The sequence below is a fragment of the Streptomyces sp. NPDC048106 genome, assembly GCF_040706415.1.
GTDB lineage: Bacteria > Actinomycetota > Actinomycetes > Streptomycetales > Streptomycetaceae > Streptomyces.
The window spans coordinates 340,931-357,551 of sequence record NZ_JBEZND010000001.1; the positions used below are offsets into that span (position 1 = coordinate 340,931).

The 16,621-nt window shown below is 72.5% G+C and carries 11 protein-coding genes, 1 tRNA gene and 1 pseudogene; 8 read left to right on the forward strand and 5 right to left on the reverse strand.

The window, feature by feature from the left end:
• Positions 1-32: 32 nt before the first annotated feature.
• Entirely contained in the window at positions 33-326 is a 294-nt protein-coding gene (locus AB0927_RS01550) for a muconolactone Delta-isomerase family protein (RefSeq protein WP_366665425.1), read from the forward strand.
• Here AB0927_RS01550 and AB0927_RS01555 read toward each other — a convergent pair.
• Together AB0927_RS01555 and AB0927_RS01560 are read right to left on the reverse strand one after the other, a co-directional pair.
• Positions 275-1,171, reverse strand: coding sequence for an alpha/beta hydrolase (locus tag AB0927_RS01555; protein ID WP_366665426.1), 897 nt, complete (start codon positions 1,169-1,171; stop codon positions 275-277). The two genes, AB0927_RS01550 and AB0927_RS01555, sit on opposite strands and share 52 nt — an antisense overlap.
• Before the next feature lie 67 nt (positions 1,172-1,238).
• Complete coding sequence (locus tag AB0927_RS01560; protein WP_366665427.1) at positions 1,239-2,237, reverse strand: zinc-binding dehydrogenase; 999 nt, start codon at positions 2,235-2,237, stop codon at positions 1,239-1,241.
• Between the two features lie 93 nt (positions 2,238-2,330).
• Here AB0927_RS01560 and AB0927_RS01565 point away from each other — a divergent pair, with 93 nt between their 5' ends.
• The 4 genes from AB0927_RS01565 (at position 2,331) to AB0927_RS01580 (ending at position 8,006) form a co-directional block, all read left to right on the forward strand.
• Complete coding sequence (locus tag AB0927_RS01565) at positions 2,331-3,935, forward strand: ABC transporter substrate-binding protein (protein WP_366665428.1); 1,605 nt, start codon at positions 2,331-2,333, stop codon at positions 3,933-3,935.
• A 266-nt stretch (positions 3,936-4,201) separates the two neighbouring features.
• Positions 4,202-5,152, forward strand: a complete 951-nt coding sequence (locus AB0927_RS01570) for an ABC transporter permease (RefSeq protein ID WP_366665429.1) — start codon at positions 4,202-4,204, stop codon at positions 5,150-5,152.
• Positions 5,149-5,952, forward strand: a complete 804-nt coding sequence (locus AB0927_RS01575) for an ABC transporter permease (protein ID WP_366665430.1) — start codon at positions 5,149-5,151, stop codon at positions 5,950-5,952. The genes AB0927_RS01570 and AB0927_RS01575 overlap by 4 nt, the downstream gene beginning before the upstream one ends.
• On the forward strand, positions 5,949-8,006 hold the full coding sequence (locus AB0927_RS01580) for an ABC transporter ATP-binding protein (RefSeq protein ID WP_366665431.1): 2,058 nt from the start codon (positions 5,949-5,951) through the stop codon (positions 8,004-8,006). Before AB0927_RS01575 ends, AB0927_RS01580 begins: the two co-directional genes overlap by 4 nt.
• Before the next feature lie 663 nt (positions 8,007-8,669).
• Here AB0927_RS01580 and AB0927_RS01585 read toward each other — a convergent pair.
• Positions 8,670-10,427: a hypothetical protein gene (locus tag AB0927_RS01585; protein WP_366665432.1), complete on the reverse strand. Its 1,758-nt coding sequence runs from the start codon at positions 10,425-10,427 to the stop codon at positions 8,670-8,672.
• 485 nt (positions 10,428-10,912) lie between these two features.
• Positions 10,913-11,218, reverse strand: a pseudogene (locus AB0927_RS01590) (hypothetical protein); the annotation flags it as partial.
• A gap of 294 nt (positions 11,219-11,512) precedes the next feature.
• On the opposite strand from AB0927_RS01590, the gene AB0927_RS01595 reads away from it, so the two are divergent.
• Positions 11,513-12,049 carry a hypothetical protein gene (locus AB0927_RS01595; protein ID WP_366665433.1) on the forward strand — a complete coding sequence of 179 codons (537 nt, stop codon included), beginning with the start codon at positions 11,513-11,515 and terminating at the stop codon, positions 12,047-12,049.
• Positions 12,050-12,243: 194 nt separating this feature from the next.
• Here the strand turns inward: AB0927_RS01595 and AB0927_RS01600 are convergent.
• A tRNA-Arg gene (locus AB0927_RS01600) sits at positions 12,244-12,319 on the reverse strand.
• A gap of 274 nt (positions 12,320-12,593) precedes the next feature.
• On the opposite strand from AB0927_RS01600, the gene AB0927_RS01605 reads away from it, so the two are divergent.
• A complete protein-coding gene (locus AB0927_RS01605; RefSeq protein WP_366665434.1) occupies positions 12,594-14,204 on the forward strand; it encodes a dynamin family protein in 1,611 nt (536 codons plus the stop codon).
• Between the two features lie 246 nt (positions 14,205-14,450).
• Entirely contained in the window at positions 14,451-16,562 is a 2,112-nt protein-coding gene (locus AB0927_RS01610; RefSeq protein ID WP_366665435.1) for a GTPase, read from the forward strand.
• Positions 16,563-16,621: the final 59 nt, after the last annotated feature.

The window sequence follows — 16,621 nt, forward strand, 5'->3', positions numbered from 1 at the left end:
CGCCCTACCAAACCGAGCCAAGCGAGGTAGACATGGCCCTGTTCGCCGTGCTGATCAACGCAACGCCGACCGGAATCAGCGCCGACGAGTTCTTCGAGCGGCTGCCGAAGGGCTACGCGTACATGAAGGGGCTGATCGAGAAGGGGACCATCAAGCACTCCTGGGTCCGCATCGGTGAGTCGGGCGGCCTCAACATCTTCGACGTGGAATCCCACGAGGAACTCCTCGGCGCGCTCTACGGCAACCCGATCAGCCCCCACCTTCAGTTCACGATCTACCCCTTGGTGGAGGTCGACGACTTCTCGCCGGACGAGATCGGCGGCTGATCACCGAGGAACTCCCGGATCGCGGTGACGAAGGCGTCGGGCGCGTCCACCCACGGGAAGTGCCCGGCGCCCGCCACGGTCACATGGCGGGCGTCGGGGAAGTGGCCCGCTGCCACGTCCCCCACCGCCACACCCGTCAGCGCGTCCCGCTCGCCCGTGACGACCAGCACCGGCCCCTTGACCGCGGCCAGCCCGTCCAGCACGGCCTTCGGCCCCGACTCGGCCGCCCAGAAGCCCGACCAGGCGGTCAGCGAGAAGGTGGCCAACTGGGCCTCGGCGTGCGCGCGTTGCCGCTCGTCCCAGCGGCCGTACCCGGCCGGCGTGTACCGGCTCAGGACGTCGAAGACCTGCTCGGGCGGGCTGTCCGGGCCGAGCGCGACCAGTTCCCGCGCGGCCTGCGACACCTCGGCGAACCAGACCTCGTCGCCGCGGCGCCCGAGGATCTCGGGGATGTCCCCGCCGCCCGCGCCGTACATGTCGGGTCCGGGGCCGACCAGCACCAGTCGGCCGACCCGCTCGGGGTGCGCCGCCGCGTACGCCTGGGCCACCACCGTCCCGCTGGAGTGGGCGAGCAGGTCCAGCGTCTGTTCGCCCAGCTCCCGGCGCAGCGCCTCGATGTCCTCGGCCAGTACGGGATAGGCGTACGCGCCCGGCTCGGCGGGCGCCTGCGAGGCGCCGGTGCCCCGGGCGTCGTACCTGATCAGGGTGAAGTGCTCGCTCAGCCCGCCGAGATCCTCCAGATACACCGAGTCCCGCGGCCCGCCGGGCACAAGCACCAGCACCGGGCCCGAGCCGAGGGTTTCGTAGGAGAGCCGGGTGCCGTCGAATGCGGTGAATTCCGTCATGGCCGGGAGGCTACGGACGGACGCTGGAGGACCGGTCGAGACGCTCACGCACCCCGCACGCCCGCGGTCAGGCCGCCGAGGGCAGCCGCTCGGTGGTGAGGACCACCCGGCCCACGAGGCCCCCCTGCTCGAACTCGGCCAGCGCGCCGCCCGCCTCGGTCAGCGGGCGGGCCGCCGCGATGTACGGCTCGATCCGCCGGGCGGCGGCGAGCGTCAGCACCTCGCCGAGCATGCCCGCCAGCTCCTCGCGCCACTGCCCCTGGAACAGGTCGACGGCGACGGCCCGGCCGCCCAGAGCGGCGAGGTCGGTGGTGTGCCGGGCGGCCGGCTCGTCGCGGGTGAACCAGTTCCCGTAACTGATCAAGGCGCCGCCCTCGCGCAGGAACCCGGCGGACTCGGCGAGGTTGGGACCGCCGATGGGGTCGAAGACCGCGTGCACGCCGTCCGGGGCCAGCTTCGCCACCCGCGAGGGGACGTCCTCGACCCAGTGGTCGACCGGTTCGAACCGCAGCCGGGTCGCCTCGGCCAGCTGCCGGGTGCTGGACACCCCGATGACCCGGGCGCCGGCCAGCTCCGCCAGTTGCACCAGGACGGTCCCCACCCAGCCGGGCGCCCCGGGCACCACCACGGTCTGCCCCGCGGCGACCCGCGCCTGGCGGTGGACCATGTACCAGGCCAGCACCCCCGCATACCCGATGCCGACCGCGGCCACCGGCGACAGGCCCTCCGGCACCGGCACCACCGAACCGAGCGGCGCGTTGACGCCGTCCGCCCAGCCGCCCGCGCCGACGACGGCCGCCACCCGCCGCCCCACCAGATCGGCCCCGGCGCCGTCCGCCCCGGCGGCGGTGACGACGCCGACGACATCGCGCCCCGGCACGAGCGGCGGGCCCTCCTGGCCGGGGCAGGTCCCCCGGCGCATCAGCATGTCGTCGAAGGACACCCCGGCGGCCTCCACCCCGATGGTCACCTCTCCGGCGGCGGGCGGCTCCAGCTCCCGGCGCGCGGGCCGCAGCGCGCCCGGCGGGGTCGAGAAGGCGGGGACCCGTATCTCCGTGATCTGCATACGCCGACCTTATGAACGACGCCTATAGAAGGGCTCGAGCGCCGCCTCCTAGCTTCGGCCGCAGTGATCGCCTGCCGACAGAGGGGATGCCCGGTGTCGTACAGACCAGTGCTGGCCGCCATGCTGACCGCGATGGTTCTCCTCACCGCCGCGTGTTCCGGCTCCGGTGGGACGGCGTCCGGCGACCGCGGCCTCACCTTCGCCCTCGACACGGAGCCAAGCTGCCTCGACCCCCAGGTGAGCATGGCCGACGCGACGGCACTGATCACCCGGGGCGTCGTCGACTCCCTGGTGAGCCAGGACCGCAAGGGGCTGTTCCACCCCTGGCTGGCCACCCGGTGGGAGACCTCCAGTGACCTCAGGACGTACACCTTCCACCTCCGCGCGGGCGTGACCTTCCACGACGGGACGCCCCTGGACGCCACCGCGGTCAAGGCGAGCTTCGACCGGATCGTGGCCCCGGCGACCAAGTCGCTGTACGCCCGCTCGCTCATCGGCCCCTACCGGGACTCCACCGTCCTCGACGCCCGTACCGTCCGCGTCCGGCTGAGCCGGCCGTTCCAGCCCTTCCTCCAGGCCGTCAGCACCGCCTATCTCGGCATCCAGTCCCCGAAGGCGTTCACCACCTACGCCGGATCCCTGTGCGACCACGTCGTCGGCTCCGGCCCGTACGTCTTCGACAAACACGTCCACCAGCAGCAGGTCACGCTGCACGCGAACCCGAAGTACGCCTGGGGCCCCGAGGGCGATGCCACGGGCAAGGCCCGCATCCCCACGCTCACCTTCCGGTTCCTGCCGGAGGCCGCCACCCGGGTGGGGGCGCTGCGCAGCGGGCAGGTCGACGGCATCTCGCCCGTCCCGACCCCGGACGTCCCGGCGGTCACCGCCGACAGCTCGCTCACACTGGTCAGGACCGAGGCCCAGGGCGCCAGTTACGGCCTCTACCTCAACACCGCCCGGGCCCCGTTCGACGACCGCAGGGTGCGGCAGGCGTTCCAGCGCTCCCTCGACGTGGACACGCTCGTCCGATCCGTCTACGGCGGCACCTTCACGCGCGCGTGGAGCATCCTCACCCCGACCAGCCGGAACTACGACGCGAAGACGCGGGGCAGTTGGTCCTACGACCTCGCCGCCGCCGACCGGCTCCTCGACCAGGCGGGCTGGACCGGCCGCGACTCCGCCGGCTACCGCACCAAGGACGGCAGACGGCTGCGCGTCGTCTGGCCGGCGACCCAGGCCCAGTTGGACGCCCAGCAGCGCGGGGTGCTCGGGCAGGGCATCCAGGCGGCGGCGAAGAAGGCCGGCATCGAGGTCGTCCGGCCCGTCCTCCAGAACGGCCCGCTCTACGAGGCCGCGGCGAAGGGCACGTACGACATCCTCGACCAGTCCTGGGGCCGCGCCGACCCCGACATCCTGCGCACCTTCCTGGACTCGAAGAGCCTGCCCATGACCGGGCAGAACATGAGCCGGGTCCAGGATCCGCGGGTGGACCGCTGGGTGGACGGCGCGGTGACCACCGCGGACGAGCGGGAACGCGACAAGGACTACGCCCAGGCACAGCGGTGGGTGATCCAGCAGGCCACGGTGGTACCGGTGTTCGTGCCCGCCTATCTGGTCGCCACGCGCAAGAACGTACGCGGCCTCACCGCCGACCCCGCCGGGTTCCCGCGGTTCGAGCACGCGTGGATCGCCGGATGAGCGGGCGCGGGGCGGGTTCGGGTGGTGGTGCGGGTGGGGCGGACGGGCGCGAGGTGAGTACGCGCGGGGCGGGCGCGGGCGTGCGTGGGACGGGCGTGCGTGGGACGGGCGTGCGTGGGGCGGGTGTGAGCGGGGCGGACGGGCGCGGGGCGAGTGCGCGCGGGGCAGTCGCGGGTGTACGCGGGGCGGGTGTGCGTGGGGCGAGTGCACGTTGGGCGGGCGCGGGCTGGGCGGACGGGCGCGGGGCGGGTGCGGGCGGAGCAGGCGTGCGCTGGGCGGGCACGCGCTGGGCGGGTGTGCTGGGCTGGACGGTCCGCAAGGGCGTCAGCGCCCTGGCCGTCCTGCTCGGCGCCGCCACCCTCTCCTTCGTCGCCATGCAGCTCATCCCCGGCGACCCGGCGCGCGCCCTCGTCGGCAGCGCGCCCGCCACCCCCGAGACGATGGCCGCGGTGCGCCACGAGATGGGCCTCGACCTGCCGCTGCCGCTGCGCTACCTGCACTACCTGGGCCGGCTCGCCCGGTTCGACCTGGGCCGGTCCTACCAACTCCAGGAGCCGGTCAGCACGGTGATCGGCGACCAGATCGTGCCGACCGCGCAACTGGCCTTCGCCGCCCTGGGGTTCGCGCTGGTGGCCGCCCTGCTCACCGCCGGGCTCACCGCGGGCCGGTGGCCGCGGCTCGGCCGGCTGGTGCAGGGGGCGGAGCTGCTGCTCATCTCCACTCCGGGGTTCTGGCTGGGGATGATGCTGCTGGCCGTACTGTCCTTCAGGTGGCATCTGTTCCCCGTCGCGGGCGCCACCGGCGTCCGGGGGCTCGTGCTGCCCGCCGTCACGCTGGGGGCACCACTGGGCGCGGTGCTCAGCCAGGTGCTGCGCACGGAGATCGAGACGGCGCTGCGCCAGCCGTTCGCCATGAGTGTGCGGGCCCGGGGGGTCGGGCCGTCGGCCCTGCGGATGCGCCATCTGGTGCGCCACGGAGTCGTTCCCGTCGCGACCCTCTCCGGCTGGCTGCTGGGCGGTCTGCTGGGCGGGGCGGTGCTGGTGGAGACCGTGTTCGCCCGGCCGGGCCTGGGGCGGGTGACCCTGGAGGCGGTGACCGGCCGCGACTTCCCGGTGGTGAGCGCGCTGGTCATGCTCCTCGCCCTGGTCTTCGTCACCGTGAACACCCTGGTGGACGCCGTGTGCAGGATCGCCGACCCAAGGCTGCGTGCCGCATGAGGAGGTCGCTGGTCCTTCCCCTGGCGCTGGGGATCCTCGGCCTGCTCCTGCTGGCGGCCGCCGCGCCGGGCCTGTTCGCGGGCCACTCGCCCACCGAGGTCGATCTCGGGGCGGTCCTCCAGCCGCCCAGCGGCCGGCACTGGTTCGGCACCGACCAGCTCGGGCGGGACGTGTGGTCCCGGGCCGTGCACGGCACGCGCTTCTCCCTGCTCACCGGCCTGGCCGCGACCGCGCTCGCCGGGACCGGGGGCACGGCGCTCGCCCTGCTCATGGTGGTCGGCGGCCGGATCGTCGACTCCCTGCTGATCCGGGTGCTCGACGTGCTGCTCGCCTTCCCCGGGCTGCTGCTCGCCCTGCTCGTCGTCGCGGTGACCGGGCCCGGTGCCGCGGGCGCCCTGACCGCCATCGCGATCGCCTCGGTGCCCGGCTACGCGCGGATGGTCCGTGCTCAGGCGCAGGTGGTGCGGCGCTCGGACTACGTGACGGCGGCGGTGGTCATGGGCGTGTCCAGGCCCGTGGTGATCTGGCGGCACGTGCTGCCCAACGCGCTGCGGCCACTGATCGTCCTGGCCACCCTCGGCATCGGCGAGGCGGTCATCATCGGCTCCTCGCTGGGCTTCCTGGGGCTCGGCGCGCCCCAGCCGGCGCCCGAGTGGGGGGCGATGCTGGCGGCGGGGCGCGACCACTACACGAGCGCCTGGTGGGTCGCCGCGTTTCCCGGCCTGCTGATCACGGCCCTGGTGATGACGGTGACGGTCGTCGGACGCCGGGTGCAACGCCGTCTTGAGGGGTGGGGATGACGGAAACGCTGTCGGTACGGGAGCTCAGCGTGCGGTTCGGGCGGACGGCGGCCGTCCGCGGTGTCTCCTTCGACCTCGCGCCCGGCGAATGCCTGGCCCTGGTCGGCGAGTCGGGCTCGGGCAAGAGCGTGACGGCTCGCAGCCTGCTGGGGCTGGCCGGCGGGCGGGCCGAGGTCGCGGCGGACCGGCTCGCCCTCGGGAGCGAGGACCTGCGCCGGGCGGACGAGCGCCGCTGGCGCCGGATCCGCGGCCGCCGCATCGGACTGGTGCTCCAGGACGCCCTGGTGTCCCTCGACCCGTTGCGGACCGTGGGCGCCGAGATCGCCGAGGTGCTGCGCACGCACCGCCTTGCGACCCGAGCCGAACTGACGTCACGGGTGTACGAGTTGCTCGCCTCGACGGGGATCTCCGACCCGGCGACGGTGGCCGCGCGCTACCCGCACCAGCTGTCCGGGGGCCAGCGGCAGCGCGCGCTCATCGCGTCCGCGCTGGCCGGCCGGCCGGGGCTGCTGATCGCCGACGAACCCACCACGGCCCTCGACGTGACCGTCCAGGCACAGCTCCTGACCCTGCTGGAGAGCCTGCGGGACAAGGGCACCGGACTGCTGCTGATCAGCCACGACCTCGCGGTGGTCGCCCGTATCGCCGACCGGATCGCCGTCATGCACGACGGCAGGATCGTCGAACAGGGCCCGGCCCCCGACGTCCTCGACGCGCCCAGCCACCCGTACACGTCCCGACTCCTCACCTCGGCTCCGACGGCTCCGGCTTCGGGTTCGGCTGCGTCGGCTTCGGCTCCGACGGCTCCGGCTCCGGCTTCGGGTTCGGCCGCGTCGGTCACGGGTTCGGCGGCTTTGGCCACGGGTTCGGCTGCGCCGGCTTCGGGTTCGGCTGCCTCGGCCTCGGGTTCGGCTGGCCTGGTTACGGGTTCGGTCGCTTCGGCTACGGGTTCGGCCGCGAGGTCGCATGGTCCGGCTGTCCCGGCCTCGGGTCCGGCTGTCCCGGCCTCGGGTTCGGCTGCCTCGGCCTCGGGTTCGGTCGCCCCGGTCACGGCTCCGACGGTCCTGGCCTCGGGTTCGACGGCCCCGGCCTCGGCTAATGGTTCGGCCGCGAGGCCGCCTGGTCCGGCTGCCCCGGTCACTGTTCCGGCTGCGACGGCCACAGGTTCGGCCGTTCCCGCCCCGGCCCCGGCCCCAGCCGCGAGGCCGGCCGGTCCGGCCGGTCCGGCCGGCCCGCCGGTGCTGTCGGCCGAAGGGCTGCGGCTGCGCTATCCGGGAAGCGGCAGCGACGCCGTGCACGGCGTCGGCTTCGAGGTGGCGCCCGGCGAAGCGCTCGGCCTGGTGGGGGAGTCCGGCGCCGGCAAGAGCACCGTGGCCCGGATCGTGCTCGGATTGCGGGAGCCCGACGCGGGCACCGTCCGGCTGGCCGGCCGGCCGTGGAGCCCGCTGCCGGAACGCGCCCGCCGACCGCGCCGCCGGGCGCTGGCCGCCGTCTTCCAGGACCCCCTGAGCTCCTTCGACCCGCGCTACCCGGTGCGGCGGATCATCGCCGAGGCCCTGCCCGCGACCACCCGGGCGCAGCGCCGTACCCGGGTCGCCGAGCTCCTCGCCGAGGTGGGGCTCGACGCCGGTGTCCTCTCCCGTCGGCCGCTGGAACTCTCCGGCGGCCAGCGCCAGCGTGTCGCCATCGCCCGGGCCCTGGCCTCGGCGCCCGAACTGCTGGTGTGCGACGAGCCGGTCTCCGCCCTGGACGTGTCCCTCCAGGCGCAGATCCTCGACCTGCTCGCGCGGATCCGCGCCGAGCGCGGGCTCGCGATGCTCTTCGTCTCGCACGACCTGGCTGTCATCCGGCAGGTGTGCGACCGGGTGGCCGTGATGAAGGACGGCGCCATCGTCGAGTCCGGCCGCACCACCGACGTCTTCGACACCCCCGCCCACCCCTTCACCCGACAACTGCTCACCGCGGCCCCCCGGCTCCGGCCGCGCGGCTCCCGTACGCCCCCAGATCCGGAGGCTGCGGCGGCGCCGCCCGGGAGCGGCGGTCTGAAGGGCTGACGCAGGCGCCGGCCGGTTATCACCAGTACGCCGGAGTCGGCTCGCACTCACGGTCGCCGCACGCCGACAGCAAAAAGCCCTCCCCTGAGGGAGGGCCCCGCGCGGCGCCCCCGGCAGGACTCGAACCTGCGGCCAAGCGCTTGGAAGGTGCTGGGTGGGGCGGGTGGTGCACCCCTGCTGACCTGCTTCTCTTCCCTGGCAAGGCCTCCCGTCAAACGGCCCTCGACACGCAATCGACCGTGATAGCGGCAGGGCCAGTGCAGCGACCGGAAACGTTTCGCCGGTCTGGTGACACTCCAGTCGACGTCCCGGACGTGGAGCTTTGCCAGCACATGCGACAACTGGGAACGGCGGCCCCGCGTTGTGGCCAGTCGCGGTGACCTCCTAGCGGTGAGTGATCCCCAACGCCCCCTGACGGGGACGGCTGAGCTTGGTGACTGCTGGCAGTGAGGTTCCGCTCCCCTTCAGGGGAAAGAACCCGGGCTCCTTTACGGGCCACCTTGCCTGACTTGCCGGTCCACTGATCACCTGTCTCGCCAACCGGCGGGACGACAGAAGCCCACGGCTCCGACCAGGTCGGAGCCGTGGGCTTCTGTCGTTGTTGGCTGGTGTCGCCGCCTGGCCTCGTAACGCTATGTCAAGCAATGCTCAGGCGGCAGCTTCTCACTGCCTGGCGGTGAAGTACTGCCAGGCACCCCATGTGCTGAGGTTGCCGGTGTCCTTGCTGCTGTGGACGTACTCGGCCCGTACACGGAACTTGCTGTTGACCGTCATGGTCAGGCTCAGGGTCGCGTTGGCGGTGCTTTTGGTGCTGAGCGTGCGGCATGAGGAGGTGCTCTGCGTGTGCCAGGTGCCGCCGTAGTACCGCTGAGTTTGGAACTGCACGCACTGGCCGGCCTTGTTGGGGGCGACCGTAGCGTTCAATGTGGCCTTGGCGGTGTGGTGGTAGACCCGGTAGAAGATGCTGCCGTAGTGGGTGCTCCCGTAGTAGCCGCTCAGCGACTCGGATACCTGTGCATAGCTGGACGCGGTGCTGGCGGCCGTGGCCGGGGCGTAGCGGTCGTCCCCGGCGAATGCTGCGGTGAACGTTGTCTTGCGGGTGATCTTGTAGCTCGTGGCGAGGTTGCCGTGGCTGTCCACCGTGCCGGTCTTGATCAGCGCCTTCTGGCCACCGTAGGGCTGGGCGTAGATCGCGAGGGTTCGGCCGTTGTAGGTCGTGCCGAGATGGGCGGTGGCCTTGACGGTCGCACCGTACGCGTACGAAGGGGCGTTGGTGGTCATGGACACCGCAGTGGTGCTGCGGGAGACCTGGACGGTCGTAGATGCGGTGACAGTCTGGTGGGTGGAGTCACCCGGGTAGGTCACGGTGTAGATGTTGGCTCCCCCGGCCTGCGGGACATCGGTGATGCGGAAGGTGCCGTCGGCGGCGAGCAGCGCATCTGGCAGTGCCACACCCGCGGGGTGGGCCAGGTCGCTCTTGACCACGTGGACTGCCTCACCAGAGGGGTACGGAGCTGCCGACAACTGGCCGGACACGGTCAGTTGGGTCGCTCGGGCCGCTGTCGCCGGGGCGGTGAGGTCGATTGTGGTGGGGTTCGGCGGCGGGAGCTGCCACGGAACGTAGAACGTGTAGGCAGCCGACGGCAGAGACTCGTTCCCGGCCGCATCAACGCCGACGACGTAGAGGGTGTGAGTTCCCCAGGTCAGGGCGGCTGTCACACTGCCCTTGCCCTGTGCGTCCGCTGGAACCCTGGCGGCTCCGATGCCGGGCTCCTGGTCCCAGGCGTACTCGAAGTGATCCAATCCGCTGGACTGGCAGTCCGGAGCTCCCGCCTGGGTGCATCCGGCGGGCAGGGGGTCGCTGGAGCTGAAGCTGAAGGTGGAGGGCTGCCCGGCAGCCTTCGTGGGCGTCCCCGGGTCGCCTGCCGGGGGGAAGTCCGGGTTGGTTACGACCGGCGTGACGGGCCGGCTTGCGTCCGTCCTCAAGTAGCAGGGCGCGGTCGCCTCCGAGTACGCAGTCCCGTTGTACGTCGACGCGTCCCAGGCGTAGGTGTGCCCATCCGTCAACGACAGTGGGACGTAAACGGATTGGTAGCTCACCGGCGCCCCGTCGACGGATCCGTCCGCCGTCTGTGAACCGTCCACGTCCCACGCGTGGACGACTCCCTGATTGGTCACCCCGTTGACTGTGGACCGCGGTATGCCTATGTAGACGGTCATGCCCTCGGGGGTGTTGGCGGACGGCACATGCCAGGCCGGGCTGCTGTCGTTGCCGCAGTCCGTGCCTGTCGGCACGGTGGGGGCCGGCAGTGCCGGGTCGATCGGGGTCCCGTCGGCGACCGCTGCCGCCGGGAGCGCTGCCACGAACGCGCCGGCCAGGAGAATCGGGAGCCAGCCGCGTCTGCGCGCGATTCGATTCACAGGTGTCTTCTTTCCGGGGCGGGCCCGTCCGCGTGGAGTGCCTATGCTTGCCACGGGGTCAGCGCGTGCATCCAGTAGTGCGCGCGGCGTATTCCAGAACGGCATGCGTTTGACCGGCGCGCCCGGCCACTTCCCCCGATGCTGCGGCATGGAGCCGTAGAGCGCGCCGAGCGTAGCGCCGTCTAGGACGGCCCCGACGGTCCTTGATCAACTTTTTGCTCTCGTCAGTCCACGGCGATGGCCGCGACGAGACCGATCGCCGAGGCGCCACGATGTCCAGCTGTCAGCGCGTCAGGCTGGGCGTATGAAGGCACTGAGAACACGGGCGGCTGGTGCGCTACTGGTCATGGTGGAACTGACCGCGTCGAGTGGCCCGCTTGCCAGGGCTGCCTTTGCCGAATGTCGCATCCGGGCTGGTGGGAGCTTCCGGCTTCTCTCCAAAACGGCGAAGACTGAAACGGAGTGTCTCGCTTTTGAGCACCGCTTCAGGAATTCGATCTACGCCCGCCCCTGGCGCCGCCGTCGGCTGATCCGAGGGTCGCCCAGGGGCGCCCTGTGTACTGCCGTCCGGCCTCGTTGATGTCAGTCGTGGATGTCAGAAGTCGGGCTGTGAGCAGCGGCCAAGAATTGATCGGGATCTCATAGACGATCTCGCAATGGGCGGCGGGCACCACGATGTCCGCTGTCTCCGCGGGCCGCCCCTGGTCGCTGTAGTACGTCCGCCGGATGTTTGTGACGAGCGCGGCCTTCTGGATGCCGAGTATCGACGCCTCCTCGGCAGGCGCCTGCTGCCCTGCAGGTCCCGCTCTGGTTCGCGCTGCTCGCCGTCGGCTACCTCGGCGTCAGGCTGATCCGCCCGCCCGCCTGGCTCATCGCCGTACTCCTGCTCGGCGGTTTCCTGCTCGCCGACAGCGTCCTCGCCCCGGCCATCAACGCCTTCGTGTGGACGAACGCTCGTTGCTGAATCCGGAGCAGGCCGCGGCGATCCTCGACTGGATCCGGCGCCGGCACGCGGAGGCAAGCGGCTCCACGCCTTCTTCGCCACGCTGTACTACTGCGGTCCACGACCCGAGGAAGCCGTGGCCATGCGAGTGGAGGACGTGATCCTGCCCGAGCCCGGCGCCGACGACCAGTGGTGCGAGCTGCTGATCCACACGGCGACTCCGGAGGTCGGGAAGCAATGGACCGACACGGGGGAGATCCACGAGCAGCGGGACCTGAAGGGCCGTGCGGTGGGTGAGACGCGCACGGTGTCAAGGCACCCGGCCCTGACGTGCATCCTGCGGCAGCACATCGAGGACGAACAGCTCCAGCCGGGTGATCTGCTGTTCCAGGGCGAATCGGGCGGCATCCTCGCCGGTTCCGTCATCCGCCGGGCGTGGCGCGGTGCGCGTAAGGCCGTACTGCCTCCCCACGTCTTCGAGTCGCCCACCGGGCGGCGCGTGTACGACAACCGGAACACGCGTCTGACCAAGTGGCTCAACGACGGCGTCCCGCCCGCCCAGGTGGCGGAGTGGGCCGGGAACAGCGTCGCGGTGCTCCTGGCCACCTACGCCCGCTGTGTCGACGGACAGCTGCCCGATCTGAAGAGGCGGCTCGAAGCGGCTGGAGATCTTCCCTAGGAGTCGTACGCCGGCCGGTTCGGTGGCCCAGAAACTTCGACACGTATTCGACACGGCCACCCGCGAGAACCCGGTGACAGCCGGACAGCCCCGGAGTCCGCCCTTGATCGTCAGAGGCGCTTCCGGGGCTGACGCGCGCCCGGCCGCACTCACCCCGACCAGCAAAAAGCCCTCCCCGAGGGGAGGGCAACGGATGGCGCCCCCGGCAGGACTCGAACCTGCGGCCAAGCGCTTAGAAGGCGCCTGCTCTATCCGCTGAGCTACGGGGGCCTGGTGGCGCGTCCAAGGATAAAGGTCCCTGCTCGCCGACCCTGTCGCTTCGCCTCCGTGGCTCGATGTGGAGGTTCGGTGAAGCGGTCCTGATAATCGCAGGCAGGTACGAATCGTGCAGCGCTTTTGGCATCCGACGCCACCGGGTGTTGTGCACTCGTTATGCCTGGCTCCCGCCCGTGTCCCAGTCGCCCCATCCGCCCTTTCTGTTCCGTCGGCGCGCAGACATGTCCATATGCTTCAGAATTCCCCTAAAATTGGGCATTCTTCGCATGTGGTGACCTTGGACGTACGGCCTCAGCTGCTCGACACACTCTCCGCTCTGCGCGACCGTGTCGCCGCCGCACGCTTTCCGCTGCCCCTTGCCGGGGCCCCACGCGCGCGTGCCAACCGCGACGAACTCCTCGCCCAGCTGGACGACTACCTCGTACCCAGACTACGGGCACCCGAGGCGCCGCTGCTGGCCGTCGTCGGCGGGTCGACCGGCGCGGGGAAGTCGACCCTCGTCAATTCGCTCGTCGGGCGCCGCGTGAGCGAGGCGGGCGTGCTCAGGCCGACGACCCGCACCCCGGTGCTGGTCTGCCACCCGGCGGATCACCACTGGTTCAGCGGCATGCGCGTACTGCCCGACCTCGCGCGCGTCTGGGTGCCCCACCACGACCCCCGCGACGACGATCTCCTGCTCCCCGGCGAGCATCCCGCCCGTGCCCTGCGCATCGAGACCGCCGACACCCTGCCGCGCGGCCTCGCCCTCCTCGACGCCCCCGACGTCGACTCCCTGGTCGCCGAGAACCGCGTCCTGGCCGCCGAGTTGCTCTGCGCCGCCGACATCTGGGTCATGGTGACCAGCGCCGCCCGTTACGCCGACGCCGTCCCCTGGCACCTGCTGCGCACCGCCAAGGAGTACGACGCCACCCTCGTCACCGTCCTCGACCGGGTGCCCCACCAGGTCGTCTCCGAGGTCTCCCGGCAGTACGCCGCCCTGCTCACCAAGGCCGGCCTCGGCGACGTACCCCGCTTCACCGTGCCCGAGCTGCCCGAGTCCGTGTGGAGCGCGGGCCTGCTGCCCACCACCGCCGTCGCGCCCCTGCGCACCTGGCTCGTCCAGCACGCCCAGGACCCCGGCGCCCGGCAGTACGTCATGGCCCGTACCGCCCACGGCCTCCTCGACTCGCTGAGGACCCGCATGCCCGAGCTGGCCGGCGCCGCCGCCGCCCAGTACGCGGCCGCCTTCCGGCTCACCACCGCCGTCGAGGGGGCGTACGACAGCGAGCACGCGCGCCTGCGCGACCGCCTCCAGTCCGGCGCCGTACTCGCCGGGGGCGCCCTCAAACGCTGGCACGCCTTCCCCTTGGACTGCAGCGCGGGGGAACTCCTCGACGCCCTCGTGGAGAGCCTCGCCGCCCTGCTGCTGTGCGCCGTCACCGCCGCCGACGAGCGGGTGGCCGAGGCATGGCGCCGCGAGCCCGCCGCGGAGGCTCCCGGGCTCGCCGGACACGATCCCTCCCCGGAGAGCGCGGAGCACCGTATCGGCCTCGCGGTACGGCGCTGGCGGCGCGAGCTGGAGGAGTACGCCGAGGACGAGGTGCGGGAACTGGACCGCAGCGTCGCGCCCGACCCCGAGGCCGTGGCGGCCCTCGTCGCCACCGCCCTGCTGGGCGGACGCCGGGCGCGCCACGCGGGCGAACGGCTGGCCGACCGGGTCGGCGCGCACGGCGCGCTGCGCCTGCGCGACCGCGCCGAACGACTGCTCACCGAGCACGTGGACCGCGTCATCCACCGCGAACGGGAGCGCCGCCTCGCCCCGCTCGACGCCCTCGACATCCATCCCGAACCCCAGGCCGAACTCATCGCCGCCCTGTCCGTACTGCAGAAGGAGAGGTGACCGGTGACCGCCGTCACTGACCAGGAGCACATGGATCACACAGATCGCGTCGAGTCCGTGGATTCCGTGCGTCCCGTGGATTCCGGGCGTCCCGTCGATTCAGTCGAGCCTGCCGATGCGGTCGGTTCCGCTGGTCCCGCTGAGACCGGGGATCACGGTGACCCCGGGGATCGTGTTGAGCGCGCCGGCCCCAGCAGTCACAGCAGTCACACCAGTCACGACAGCCAAAGTGGCTACAACGGTCACATGGGGGCGGTCGCGGAGGTCATCGATCTCGGGAAGCGGGGGGAGAAGGCCGAGGAGGCGGAGAGGGCCGAGAGGGCCGAGGGGGACGACGGCGGTACGGCGGTCGACGCGGATCCTGGTGAGGCGGAGGAGGTGGAAGGTGCGCCGATGACCGGTGCCGAAGGGGATTCGGAGGCCGGCGCCGAAGACGATGAAACGGCGGCTCCGATCGAGGGTGAAGCCGACGCCTCCTCCCGCGCCTCCCGCACGTCCCCTCCCCAAGGAGCCCCGGCCCCCAGAACCGCCGCCGCCGACCGCACCACCACCCCTGGCGCCGCGACCCCCCCTGACTCCGCTCACTCCCCCGACTCGCCGACCTCCACGGACTCCTCCGCCCCCTCCGCTCCCTCCGGCTCCTCCGGCTCCTGGGACGACGGCCTCATCGCCCGCCGCCTCACCGACGCCTCCGCCGCGCTCGCCGCCCCCCTGGAGCCGGCCCCGGCCCCGGCCCGCGGCGCCGCCGCCAGTGCCCCCGTTCCCCTCGCCTACGAGGGCCCCCTCCGCTCCCGCCTCGACGCGCTGCGCGAACTCGTCGGTCTCTCCCGGACGCGGCTGGACGGTGAGACCCTCGCCGAGGCGGGCCGGGTACTGGACGAGGCGGCGGCCCGGCGCAAGTTGTCCGGCCGGCACACGGTCGTCGCCATCGCGGGCGCCACCGGCAGCGGCAAGTCGCAGTTGTTCAACTCCCTTGCCGGAGTGGCCATTTCGGAGACGGGAGTACGGCGCCCGACCACCGCCTCCCCGATCGCGTGCAGTTGGAGCGACGGCGCCGCGGCCCTCATCGACCGGCTCGGCATCCCGGGTCGGCTGCGTCGCCGTCCGCTGCACAACCCGGAGTCGGAGGAGCAGTTGCGCGGGCTGGTCCTGATCGATCTGCCCGACCACGACTCCGCCGCCGTTCAGCACCGGGAACAGGTCGACCGGATCCTGGAGCTGGTCGACGCGGTGATCTGGGTGGTCGACCCGGAGAAGTACGCCGACGCCGTGCTGCACGAGCGGTATCTGCGCCCCATGGCCGGGCACGCCGAGGTCATGTTCGTCGTGCTCAACCAGGTCGACCGGCTGCCCGGAGAGGCGGCCGACCAGGTCCTGGACGATCTGCGGCGGCTGCTGGACGAGGACGGCGTGGCGCTCGGCGAGCACGGGGAGCCGGGTGCCACCGTGCTCGCGCTGTCCGCGCTCACCGGCGACGGCGTCGGCGAACTGCGCGAGGCACTCGGCGAGTTCGTGGCCGAGCGGGGCGCGGCGGCCCGCCGGGTCTCCGCCGATGTGGACGCGGCCGCGGCCGGGCTGCGGCCCGTCTACGCCGCCGGGCGCCGGGTCGGGCTCAGCGAGGAGGCGCGCGAGGAGTTCGCCGCGCGGCTCGCGGACGCGGTGGGCGCCACCGCGGCGGGCGAGGCCGCCGAACGGGCCTGGCTGCGCAACGCCAACCGGGCCTGCGGCACACCCTGGCTGCGGCTGTGGCGCTGGTACCAGGGGCGGGGCACGGCACCGACCGGCCGGCACCTGGCGCGCGCCCAGGCCGACGAGGAGGCGACGGCGCGGCAGCGCGTGGAACAGGCGGTGCGTACGGTGGCCGACCGGGCCTCGGCCGGGCTGCCCGTGCCGTGGGCGCAGGCGGTGCGCGAGGCGGCCGTGCGCGGCGCGCAGGGGCTGCCGGAGGCGCTGGACGAACTGGCGGTACGGGCCGGGGGCCCCTCCGGACGGCCGCCACGGCCGGGCTGGTGGCCGGCGGCGGTACTGGTCCAGGCGGCGATGACACTGCTCCAGATCGCGGGAGGGCTGTGGCTGATCGGGCAGATCGCCGGGGTGATGGCGCCCAACCTGGGGGTTCCGGTGCTGCTGATGGCGTGCGGGATCATCGGCGGTCCGCTGGTGGAGTGGGGCTGCCGGATGGCCGCGCGGGGGCCCGCGCGGCGGTACGGCCAGGACGCGGAACGGCGATTGCGCGAGTCGGCCGCGAGCTGCGGCCGGGCGCGGGTGCTGGATCCGGTGGCGTCGGAGCTGTTGCGGTACGGGGAGGTGCGGGAGCAGTACGTGAGGGTGGTGCGGGCGGAGGCCGCGATGGGGTGAACTCGACGGCGACGGCGGTGAGTTGGTGGCACATCGAGTCGGCCGGTGTCTTTGCCCGG